The organism is Rossellomorea sp. ABR4_012, assembly GCF_056159545.1.
In genome coordinates, this window is the sequence record NZ_JBSWVK010000003.1 from 165,803 (window position 1) to 174,695 (window position 8,893).

Below are 8,893 nucleotides of genomic sequence, written 5' to 3' on the forward strand. Positions count from 1 at the left end.
TGAAAATAGGAGCATGAGCGAGCATACGGGAGAATAAAGGAGATTGAAAAATGGGATTTAAATTACCGGAGGAACATTATGAGAGACAGAAAGAATTATATGAGTTGAAGTACATTGACTTTAATGGCAAGCAAGTCCATGTGAGTAAGCTACAGGATAAATCTGTAACATCCGAAATGAAGGATCAAATGAGAATGAATTCCTATGCTCAGGATGACTTACCTCCTAAGCTCACAAATGAGGCATTAATTGAGACTGTGAAACATTATAAAAATAACTGTTCAAGACCACTGCACTTTCCTTGTTCTACATATGATGAGTCAATGATCCATGTCTTAGTTCCTGAGATGGTGAAGAGGTTAGAGGAAATGAGCATAGAAAATAAGAGATATCACGAGATAAATACAGGGCTACTAAATAAGGTCATGGAATTACAATGGATAGCAGGGGTGACGAAATGAAAGACAATCCTAAAGAAGATATCCAATTTTTAAAGGATCTACAGCAAGAACTAACTACGCAAGACAATGACTGTCAAGCTGCACCAAGATATTGGTCAATCATGGACTATAAAACAATTCCAACACATGAGGATTATAGCGATGAAACAATGTATTACTATCATGACGGGGATCATGTAGAGTTCAAAACAGTAAGTGATTTAAAGGACTTCTTGAAGGATTGGGATGAAGAAAATGATGAATTACAATCCCATCTTGACAATCCTGATATTACTTTTGAGGATTTATGGGAGTATGTAGAAAGTGATTTAAATGAAGATAATTATTTCAATGAAGTTCCAATTACTGAAGAGTCCTTTATCGTGCCCAATACCATGTTTCTAAGCAAAGCAGAAGCAAAAAGACATCTTGAGAAGAATCATTATCACTACACTTCAAAAGCTCATACATACGCAATGACATCTTGGAGAGCACCGAAGATGGAGCGACTAATTAAAATTCTAGAAACATTCAATTGGGATAAAATCCAAATAAATCAGGAGAAGTAAAATGAACCTAAAAAGAGGCTACAAGCAAGTAAGACAACTAACCAAAGAAGAATGTCTAGAATACGGAGAATTCTTTAAATCAATGAGGCAATCAATTGGACTAAACCTTGAGCAAATGGCAGCATTGCTAAGATCAAATGGATTAAATGTATTCCGTACAACTATCAGCAGATGGGAAAAGGGTGGCACTGTACCAAATGTTGAAATTGAGATACTTGAAGACGCTTATAGGAGTGCTGTTAAGGGGTTTAGGGTTGCTTAGAATGAAAGGATAGTATCATGAAAGTTGGAGTTAAATATGACTGACATTAAAGAATATAAAATAAATAAGATGAAGCGCAGACTTAATGAGTTAGGGAAGTCAACAAAAGAAGGAGGATATGCTTTCGCAGAGGCATGTTATGCATTAGCATATAAGGTCAGAGAATATGATTCACAAATGAAATCTAATGAAAAGAATGTTAATAAGTTGATAAAATGAATCCTTCATTTGGAAATGGAGATGAGTTAAATGGAAGTGAATGCAATTGCATATCTTGATTATAGAGATGGTGAAGAAATTTCTTCTGGTTGGGAAAGGCTGCGACTAATAGTCAAGTTTAAAGAAAAAGGAAAATTCTTTAAAGTAAGATTAGTAAAGAATTTAGCGAGTACATATTTTGTTGAAAATCCTCATCAAGATATCTGGGATAGGTACGGTGGATCATATGACAAATATTATGAGATTGTAGAAAGCTATATTGGAAATGAGAAGAAGTTAAAGGAAGTGGCTGAAAACTTGATACTGGATTACTTTAAGAACAATAAGAAAAATAATTTGATTAAGAGTAGATCAAAGGAAGTTGCTGATAAGGTGGCTAATAGTAATAAGATTGAAGTTAAAGTTACAATCAAATAATTCTTTTATTAGGAGATGGAGACATGACATATAGAAGTTACCAGTATCATGTATATAATGAACACTTAAGCCTTTTGGTTTCAGTACCTTTAGATAATCCTGAGTATGCGGAAGGTTTTGCTAAAAGGACTGCAATGGATTTTTATAACTACAGTGCTGATCAACTTGAAAATGTAGAGGTTGAATTTATTACAAGTTACCGTACTGAATCGGTAATTAACATTCAGATGTTGAATGAAAAATAATAAAGGAGTTGGAATGATGAATTACGAATTAATCACTGAAAGACCGAGAGCGTCTTATTATAAGTTCAGTAAGCTATTGCACAAAGACTCATGGGGAAGAGAAATTGAAATTCCAACACAATATGTTTGCGTATCAGATGCACACACTCACATTGAGAGATTAGTTTTTCCTGTTAGGTTTGCTGAAGGATTTGGAGAAGATGATTTGAGAAATGGAGTCAAAGCATGTCTAATTAAAGAATTAGTACAGATTGATGGTGAGTGGACAATGATGATTCATGGTGGAGATCCTAGTGCAGTATATGAGCATCAGTATTATTTAGATAGGCTGGTAGCTGCTAATACATAAATAATTGAATGAATAACTTAATTATAAATAGAGGTGAGAACATGTTAATCGGAATATTTTTGATCGTTACAATGGTCTGCATGTATAAACTGACAGATGCATTAGTTAAATATATTGATAGAAAATAATTGAATGAAATCTTTGTATCATTCAAACTGGAGGTGGAGAAGTGAATACGGAAGCTATGATTGTAAGAGATGTATGCAAGGCTGAATTGATCAGTTATCTTGAAACAATTCGTGATACTACAGAATGTGAAGCAACAAAAGTGTATTGTGAAACTGTTATTTATAGGAAGGTAAAAGGGAAATGAAAAAGATCACTAAACTAGGTAAATCCAGCAAATCTAAATTAACAATCGAGTATGAGAAAAAAGTTAAGTGGCTGCTGAAATGGTTATACAGATGAGGTGATATGACTTGAAAATGTTCATTGTGATAATCATCTGTATATTACTTGGAACACTTATGGGATGGTTTGCGACAAAAGAATAGGAGGTGCTGTATGAGAAAATCACCGAAACCTAAAGACATAATCACACCGGAAGTAAGAGATTTATCAGTTGGATTGGTATTTATTGAGTTAGCATTATTGATAACAGCTTTTGTTATTGGAATCTTAGTAGGGAGGATTTAGTTTGCATAAAAAAGAAGACGTGCTTAGATCAGCAAAGCAACAGTTAGATTTACATATTCATATTCTTGTAGAGGAATTGGGAATCAGAAAGGCAGAAGTTGAAATCGAGTTACTGCATCACATGAAGGAAAAATTGTATAAGCAGGAGGAGTTTTAATGAGTAATAATTATACCGTATTTGTAAGTACTTTTGGTATGGTAACATCATATGTAATCTATACCGATCGTGATTTACTGTTAGATTATAAGGATGCACTTCTCAATGAGCGAGGTTTTATTACTTGGGATAAAGGAATTATAAAATTGAAGGATGTAATCGGAATCACTAAAGATAATTAATTCAATATAGATCAGGGAATTTATTTGAATATGGTGAATATGGAGGTGAAATGATGGAAGTAGCTGTAAAATGCGATTTAAGTTTCTTCTACAATTTCAAAAACAAGGTTGCTTTGTTTGTTAACAAATTTGACGCAGGTGTAGACATTTTCATAAATAAGTTGATGTATCCATATGTTGATTTTGATATATCTGATCAACAGAGAGATCAAATATTGATTTTTAAAAACAAAAAGGATTTAGATGAGTTTCAAGTTGAGCTGGATATTATAAAAACCAATGAGGCAATTCAAGGTCAACTTAACATGACTGAAAGACATTTGTTGCTTGGGAAGTATCTAGGGTTTCCTCCAAAAGCGGTTGATTATTTTTCATATGGAAAGCACAGAATTAACGGACACGGTAGCCCAGTTAACATTGGGATTTATTATTACGGACTTGTATTTTCTTCATATCCTGAAACAATTGAAGAAGATATTAAATGGCTTGAGAATACTTACGGAAAACCTTTTGATAGGATGAATAATCTTTTCGAACAATTGAGGTTACATAGAATTTCTATATAAAACTTGTCTTTCATTAAGAATACATAAATTAAAATAGGCATAGGCAATCACACATTTCAATTCATAGCCAACACCACCACAACCATCACACCATATCATGTATTAACAAAAGCCGAAAGGGAGTTATTACATGAATACAAATACAATTAATAAAAATAAACAGATCAAAGTTGATTGCCTTACAAATGTTTGTCACTTTTGCTGGAATGAATCAGTAAAGAAAAACGGTAAACAAATCTGTGAAAATTGTAAAGTGGAGGTTGTGAGTTGGCATGAGGAAATCTAAATACATCTGTGAATATCATGACGAGTTGGGAATTGAGAAATATTATAAGCAGAATTATCTTAAAGAGTTTGATATCTGGGGAGCCAAGTATCCGGTAACACATAAGACATTTGTAAAAAGAATGATTCAAGGGTACCCGGTTGAATATAATGAAGCAGCAGTCAAAGTAGATTCACTTAAGGAGTTTATCAAGGATATAGACAGTTTAATTGATTTAGCGATTGATACGAATGATGAGGATTGGTTCATGGTTTTATCTGCAAAGAGAAATAAATTGATCAATGTCATAAGAAAAGAGGAAACTAAACAACCATTACCACATATACTCTAAGTATTACATTAGGGGAGTGATTGATGTGGGAATCAAAGAAGATATGCAGCAGTGGAAAAAGAGTAATCCGATTAAGTTGTTTAGGAGTCAGAATGGATTATCACAGTCAGATTTAGCTTCATTATTAGGTGTAGCGACATACACTATTCAACGTTGGGAAGAAGGATCGACTAAGCCATCTGGTGATAATGGTCAGAAACTGGAAAAGGTTATAGTTGGATTCAGTGATCAATGGGAAAAGTGGCAGAAAGATAAGCCGAGTTTATAGAGGTTTAGCAGCCTCTTCTACATAGGTGAAATTAATTTGAAAAATAATCAAATACTTGTTGACTTATTATAATAAATAAATTAATATAAGATTATACCAATAAACGAGGTGATCTTATTGAAATGAAGAAGTTAGCAATAGGAGCTAGAGTAAGCTGCAAGTCAGGTATGTATTCAGGTGAGGGAATTGTTCAAGTGATATTCTCAAATGAGATGTATGGTGTTTAGGTCTGGATGGATCAAGGAGATTCAGATGGACATAGGGTTAAGCGATTTAAGTTTAGTGAGGTTACTGTATTGTAGACCCAAATTGCGTAATAAAAGAGAGGTGAGCATTTTGAGAAAACAATCGCAAATGGGCGCAAGCAAGTATGAATTTAATCCTAATAAATTTGATGCGGATGTTGAAAGTAATCGTTTGCGTTATGAAGAAAATCACTCTTTTATAACCACAGAATTAACAAGATTACTTCAAAATAACCCATCTAGGCTAAGAGAAACATTTTCAATCATGCTGGATGTAATGCGTGACCTAAAAAGCAAACATGACTTGTAAAGGTGGTGAAAAAATGTACTCAAGCAGAGGGTTAGAAAACATTAGGAACAGTCTGAAATACTGGAATGTGTCGGATGAACAAAAGCAATGTGTTATTAACTTAATTGAAGAAGTTGAGGTATTGAGAAATGAAAATAACGAGTTGAGCCACTATAAACAAACTTCCGAATTTGTGCTCAATAAAGAAACCATAGAAATCATAAAAGACGAAATGGAAACAAAAGAAGATTAATGAACTATCCGAAAATGTAGTTCAGGAAATGAAATCCTAGTTTTATCGTGAATTTGAGCCTTAGAGCCACAAGGGTTTCAGAGGGGGGAAATCAGTAAAATAGCGTAAAATCCCCTTTTTTGTGACTTTTGATCAAAAATAACAGTTTTCCAGAAAAATAGGCTCTATAAACGTTGATATAATAGGCTTTTGAAAGTAATAATTTTGAATAAAATTGTCCTTTTATTCTGATTTGGAGGTGAAGAGTTGGGCAAGTTAACAGTGGGTGAGACTGCAGAAGTAATTCTATACAATAAGGAAACTGGAGAGAAAATATTTGAAACTACAATAAAGACCTCAAATATGAAAGTTGAGCATGATCCTTTCAAGAATAATAAATAAATAACTTAATAATGAAAAGAGGGAAAGGAAATGAAACTTAAACCGCAGTTTTATAAATTCCTCCTCAAGTGTTTTTTATTGATCCTAGCCTTATTCATAGCATTCAATACGATCCGAGGAGTTACACAACCAGAACAACCTATTCAAATCGTTAAGCAGCACAAACAGATTGCAGATGAGCATTATATAATTAGTGCAGAAATGGTTATGGGGAAGCTAACAAGTCGCAGTCAGTTGGTTAGTATGGAGCAATCAATCAGCAAGACATATATAGATGTTGATGATGGATTCACAGGTACAAGAGAAACAAAACTGTCTGTGGAAGCTACATATAAGTTAGGACTTGAAACAAAGGATATTGAAGTAAAACATATAGATTCAGAGAATGGTATCATCTATCTGAAGTTGCCTAAGCCAACAATGATTAGTTTGGAGATTCCATATGATCAAGTCGAATTTGAGAAAGAATCCGGTTGGCTTAGATTAGCAATGGATGAAGATGAAGAAAAGAAATTCTATAAGGCTGCAGTTAAGAATGTTGAGAATGAGATACTTAAGAATTCTGAGATTATGAGGCAGGCTGATTTACATAATAAAGATGTTGTAGAAGACATATTGAGACTGATACCAAATGTAAAATCGGTGGTATTTGAATAGGAGGTGGAAACTTGAAAGTATTATATTTTAATATCTCTAATGGTAAATGTATTCCTGCATTTACTTGCTTACCAGCGTATAGGGCGACAATTACATTTTCTAAAATACATAAGATCGAAACATGCTTTAACGTATCTAATATAGTACGAAAAGGATACGATTGGTTTCTTGAGGAAGTCAAGGAAGAGAATGATAGTTGGACTAAAAAACATCCTCACTTGATGGAAAGCCTTAAGGAATTGGCTTTAAGACAATCACTTAGACATCCATTTAAGTATTCAAACTTCAATGAAGAGAATCATCGTTTTCCGTTTGTATTAGTTTGGGATCGGAATAGGAAATACGGAGAGGCACACTTTGAATAAATTGATGATTTTAAAGTGAATCAAGGAGAGTGAATCCGGTGGAAGATCAATATTTAAATGCGACTAACTTAGATATTAAAGATGGCGACACAATTATTGTCCACTCTGATAGCATCACACAAGAAAATTTATATAAAATTTACGAAGGACTGAATAAGGACTTTAATAATATAAAGTTAATTAGGCTTAATTCATGCGATAAGATTGAGTCATTATCCGAGTTAGAAATGAATAGATTGGGCTGGTATAGGAATTCACAATAAAGCTGCACTTTTATCTGGACATGGAAAGGGAGAGTGTGTATGGATCATAAAGGTGAGTTAATTGAAGTTTATAATGGTAATAAATCGTTGTCTGTGTGGATGGTAAATGATAGAGTGATTGATACATTCCCCTCCACAAAAATAGCAATGAATGTGTTAGAGAGTGACGGTTGGGAGTACAGGTGGACTTCAGTAGATGGAGAGATTCATCACTTCAACAAATTAAATAAAATAAATTAACATTACCTATTGTAATATATAAAATAACTTGATATAATCATAAATGTAGTAAAGAAAACGTATTTCAAGGAGGTGAGGAAAATGCTACGAGCGAAATACAAAGAGCTTTTACTTCAAGATGTGAGGGAGGCAAATGATCTGAAAGAATTGAAAGCAGTTGTACTTAGATTAATTGATGGAATCCCAACCAATGAGGATACGGTTGAAGCTGTACGAAAATCATTAACAACATCTTCAATGAAATAAAGTTTTTATCGGAATATGAATTACATAAACTAATAATTTAAGAGGATATAAGAGGAGGAAATATTAATATGGCAGAACAAAACGTTTTAAGAGAAGCAGATAACAAGGTAACGGTTGAAGGATTACTATTAGAGGTTCGTCACAGTGAGTGGAGCAGCAAAGAAGGATTCAAGATCGAACTTGATATTGAAGTTGGAGAAAATGAAGTACATACTGTACACGGCATGACTAAATATAAGAAGAAAGATGGTTCAGAAAATGGAATTGCTAAAGGATTCCAAACTGTAATCAATGAATATAAATCAGTTGCTGATGTTGGTCGTGAAGAGGCTGACAAGGTACGAGTTAATCAAGGTCGAATTGACATCAATGAATACTACGGTCAAGACGAAAAACTAAAATCTTTCCCACAAATTAGCACAAACTTCGTTAATCGAGTGCAAGCTGGAGAAGAATATGATCCACGAGCAGAATTCGAAGTTGAAATCATGGTTAAAGCGACTAAACCAGAATTCAACAAGAACAGTGAAGAAACAGATCGTGCTGTGCTTGAAGGCTTTATCCCTGTCTTTGGTGGTAAAGTTATCCCATTCTCTTTTATAGTGGCTGAAGAGGGTGCTGAATACGTTCAAGATAACTACGAAAAAGGATCAACAGTATTTGTTTACGGTAAAATTGTAAACTTTAAAGAGAAAATCGTTAAGAAAACTGAGGCAGCGTTCGGTAAAGATAAAGAAACGATTACATACAATACTGTTCGTGAGTATGTTGTTACAGGCGGAGGAGAGCCATACGAAGAAGAAAATGCAAAAGCGTATGATCCTGAGTTGATTGGTAAAGCCTTAACTGAGCGTGAAACATATTTAGAAGAAATGAAAAATAAGGCTAAGAATAAGGACAACAAGAAAGAAGAGAAAAAAGGTGGATTTGGTGGTAAATCTTCTGGGGAAAAGAAATCAAAAATCAACACTGACAATTTGCCATTTTAATAAAATAAACCAATGTAATTATATAAGTGGAGAGGGTC

At 33.7% G+C, this 8,893-nt stretch carries 23 protein-coding genes; all 23 read left to right on the top strand.

The genetic code is table 11. From position 1 onward, the window contains the following. The first annotated feature begins 50 nt into the window (after positions 1-50). Complete coding sequence (locus ACXAFV_RS13710; RefSeq protein WP_475127251.1) at positions 51-461, top strand: hypothetical protein; 411 nt, start codon at positions 51-53, stop codon at positions 459-461. After that, a complete protein-coding gene (locus ACXAFV_RS13715) occupies positions 458-1,009 on the top strand; it encodes a hypothetical protein (protein WP_475127252.1) in 552 nt (183 codons plus the stop codon). Before ACXAFV_RS13710 ends, ACXAFV_RS13715 begins: the two co-directional genes overlap by 4 nt. Before the next feature lies 1 nt (position 1,010). Then, positions 1,011-1,271: a helix-turn-helix domain-containing protein gene (locus tag ACXAFV_RS13720; protein WP_475127253.1), complete on the top strand. Its 261-nt coding sequence runs from the start codon at positions 1,011-1,013 to the stop codon at positions 1,269-1,271. A gap of 36 nt (positions 1,272-1,307) precedes the next feature. Beyond that, positions 1,308-1,490: a hypothetical protein gene (locus tag ACXAFV_RS13725; RefSeq protein WP_475127254.1), complete on the top strand. Its 183-nt coding sequence runs from the start codon at positions 1,308-1,310 to the stop codon at positions 1,488-1,490. A 30-nt stretch (positions 1,491-1,520) separates the two neighbouring features. Beyond that, a complete protein-coding gene (locus tag ACXAFV_RS13730; protein WP_475127256.1) occupies positions 1,521-1,907 on the top strand; it encodes a hypothetical protein in 387 nt (128 codons plus the stop codon). Positions 1,908-1,930: 23 nt separating this feature from the next. Next, positions 1,931-2,152 carry a hypothetical protein gene (locus ACXAFV_RS13735; protein ID WP_475127258.1) on the top strand — a complete coding sequence of 74 codons (222 nt, stop codon included), beginning with the start codon at positions 1,931-1,933 and terminating at the stop codon, positions 2,150-2,152. A 16-nt stretch (positions 2,153-2,168) separates the two neighbouring features. Then, positions 2,169-2,501, top strand: coding sequence for a hypothetical protein (locus ACXAFV_RS13740; protein ID WP_475127260.1), 333 nt, complete (start codon positions 2,169-2,171; stop codon positions 2,499-2,501). Between the two features lie 169 nt (positions 2,502-2,670). After that, a complete protein-coding gene (locus tag ACXAFV_RS13745) occupies positions 2,671-2,814 on the top strand; it encodes a hypothetical protein (RefSeq protein ID WP_475127261.1) in 144 nt (47 codons plus the stop codon). Between the two features lie 191 nt (positions 2,815-3,005). Further along, a complete protein-coding gene (locus ACXAFV_RS13750) occupies positions 3,006-3,137 on the top strand; it encodes a hypothetical protein (protein WP_475127262.1) in 132 nt (43 codons plus the stop codon). Between the two features lies 1 nt (position 3,138). Then, on the top strand, positions 3,139-3,294 hold the full coding sequence (locus tag ACXAFV_RS13755; RefSeq protein WP_475127263.1) for a hypothetical protein: 156 nt from the start codon (positions 3,139-3,141) through the stop codon (positions 3,292-3,294). Further along, positions 3,294-3,476: a hypothetical protein gene (locus ACXAFV_RS13760; protein ID WP_475127265.1), complete on the top strand. Its 183-nt coding sequence runs from the start codon at positions 3,294-3,296 to the stop codon at positions 3,474-3,476. The genes ACXAFV_RS13755 and ACXAFV_RS13760 overlap by 1 nt, the downstream gene beginning before the upstream one ends. Positions 3,477-3,529: 53 nt before the next feature. Next, positions 3,530-4,042 (top strand): hypothetical protein, encoded by a 513-nt coding sequence (locus tag ACXAFV_RS13765; protein WP_475127266.1) that lies wholly within the window; start codon positions 3,530-3,532, stop codon positions 4,040-4,042. Positions 4,043-4,314: 272 nt separating this feature from the next. Continuing rightward, a complete protein-coding gene (locus ACXAFV_RS13770; RefSeq protein WP_475127267.1) occupies positions 4,315-4,659 on the top strand; it encodes an IDEAL domain-containing protein in 345 nt (114 codons plus the stop codon). Positions 4,660-4,684: 25 nt separating this feature from the next. Next, positions 4,685-4,927, top strand: coding sequence for a helix-turn-helix domain-containing protein (locus ACXAFV_RS13775; protein ID WP_475127269.1), 243 nt, complete (start codon positions 4,685-4,687; stop codon positions 4,925-4,927). Between the two features lie 336 nt (positions 4,928-5,263). After that, a complete protein-coding gene (locus ACXAFV_RS13780) occupies positions 5,264-5,482 on the top strand; it encodes a hypothetical protein (protein WP_475127271.1) in 219 nt (72 codons plus the stop codon). Positions 5,483-5,495: 13 nt separating this feature from the next. Next, on the top strand, positions 5,496-5,714 hold the full coding sequence (locus tag ACXAFV_RS13785; RefSeq protein WP_475127273.1) for a hypothetical protein: 219 nt from the start codon (positions 5,496-5,498) through the stop codon (positions 5,712-5,714). Positions 5,715-5,960: 246 nt separating this feature from the next. Further along, positions 5,961-6,095, top strand: a complete 135-nt coding sequence (locus ACXAFV_RS13790; protein ID WP_475127275.1) for a hypothetical protein — start codon at positions 5,961-5,963, stop codon at positions 6,093-6,095. Between the two features lie 30 nt (positions 6,096-6,125). Next, positions 6,126-6,752, top strand: coding sequence for a DUF4230 domain-containing protein (locus ACXAFV_RS13795; RefSeq protein ID WP_475127276.1), 627 nt, complete (start codon positions 6,126-6,128; stop codon positions 6,750-6,752). A gap of 11 nt (positions 6,753-6,763) precedes the next feature. Then, positions 6,764-7,117, top strand: coding sequence for a hypothetical protein (locus ACXAFV_RS13800; protein WP_475127277.1), 354 nt, complete (start codon positions 6,764-6,766; stop codon positions 7,115-7,117). Positions 7,118-7,155: 38 nt separating this feature from the next. Next, on the top strand, positions 7,156-7,380 hold the full coding sequence (locus tag ACXAFV_RS13805; RefSeq protein WP_475127279.1) for a hypothetical protein: 225 nt from the start codon (positions 7,156-7,158) through the stop codon (positions 7,378-7,380). 39 nt (positions 7,381-7,419) lie between these two features. Next, entirely contained in the window at positions 7,420-7,620 is a 201-nt protein-coding gene (locus ACXAFV_RS13810; RefSeq protein ID WP_475127280.1) for a hypothetical protein, read from the top strand. A gap of 81 nt (positions 7,621-7,701) precedes the next feature. After that, positions 7,702-7,866 (top strand): hypothetical protein, encoded by a 165-nt coding sequence (locus tag ACXAFV_RS13815; RefSeq protein WP_475127282.1) that lies wholly within the window; start codon positions 7,702-7,704, stop codon positions 7,864-7,866. Between the two features lie 68 nt (positions 7,867-7,934). Beyond that, entirely contained in the window at positions 7,935-8,855 is a 921-nt protein-coding gene (locus tag ACXAFV_RS13820) for a hypothetical protein (RefSeq protein ID WP_475127283.1), read from the top strand. The last annotated feature ends 38 nt before the right edge of the window (positions 8,856-8,893 follow it).

Excerpts from the sequence above, each read along its gene's own strand:
- ACXAFV_RS13750 (WP_475127262.1), top strand. The coding sequence starts at position 3,006 with ATGAGAAAATCACCGAAACCTAAAGACATAATCACACCGGAAGTAAGA.
- ACXAFV_RS13740 (WP_475127260.1), top strand. The coding sequence starts at position 2,169 with ATGAATTACGAATTAATCACTGAAAGACCGAGAGCGTCTTATTATAAG.
- ACXAFV_RS13730 (WP_475127256.1), top strand. The coding sequence starts at position 1,521 with ATGGAAGTGAATGCAATTGCATATCTTGATTATAGAGATGGTGAAGAA.
- ACXAFV_RS13735 (WP_475127258.1), top strand. The coding sequence starts at position 1,931 with ATGACATATAGAAGTTACCAGTATCATGTATATAATGAACACTTAAGC.
- ACXAFV_RS13760 (WP_475127265.1), top strand. The coding sequence starts at position 3,294 with ATGAGTAATAATTATACCGTATTTGTAAGTACTTTTGGTATGGTAACA.
- ACXAFV_RS13765 (WP_475127266.1), top strand. The coding sequence starts at position 3,530 with ATGGAAGTAGCTGTAAAATGCGATTTAAGTTTCTTCTACAATTTCAAA.
- ACXAFV_RS13795 (WP_475127276.1), top strand. The coding sequence starts at position 6,126 with ATGAAACTTAAACCGCAGTTTTATAAATTCCTCCTCAAGTGTTTTTTA.
- ACXAFV_RS13725 (WP_475127254.1), top strand. The coding sequence starts at position 1,308 with ATGACTGACATTAAAGAATATAAAATAAATAAGATGAAGCGCAGACTT.
- ACXAFV_RS13810 (WP_475127280.1), top strand. The coding sequence starts at position 7,420 with ATGGATCATAAAGGTGAGTTAATTGAAGTTTATAATGGTAATAAATCG.
- ACXAFV_RS13815 (WP_475127282.1), top strand. The coding sequence starts at position 7,702 with ATGCTACGAGCGAAATACAAAGAGCTTTTACTTCAAGATGTGAGGGAG.
- ACXAFV_RS13820 (WP_475127283.1), top strand. The coding sequence starts at position 7,935 with ATGGCAGAACAAAACGTTTTAAGAGAAGCAGATAACAAGGTAACGGTT.
- ACXAFV_RS13785 (WP_475127273.1), top strand. The coding sequence starts at position 5,496 with ATGTACTCAAGCAGAGGGTTAGAAAACATTAGGAACAGTCTGAAATAC.
- ACXAFV_RS13720 (WP_475127253.1), top strand. The coding sequence starts at position 1,011 with ATGAACCTAAAAAGAGGCTACAAGCAAGTAAGACAACTAACCAAAGAA.
- ACXAFV_RS13770 (WP_475127267.1), top strand. The coding sequence starts at position 4,315 with ATGAGGAAATCTAAATACATCTGTGAATATCATGACGAGTTGGGAATT.
- ACXAFV_RS13715 (WP_475127252.1), top strand. The coding sequence starts at position 458 with ATGAAAGACAATCCTAAAGAAGATATCCAATTTTTAAAGGATCTACAG.
- ACXAFV_RS13710 (WP_475127251.1), top strand. The coding sequence starts at position 51 with ATGGGATTTAAATTACCGGAGGAACATTATGAGAGACAGAAAGAATTA.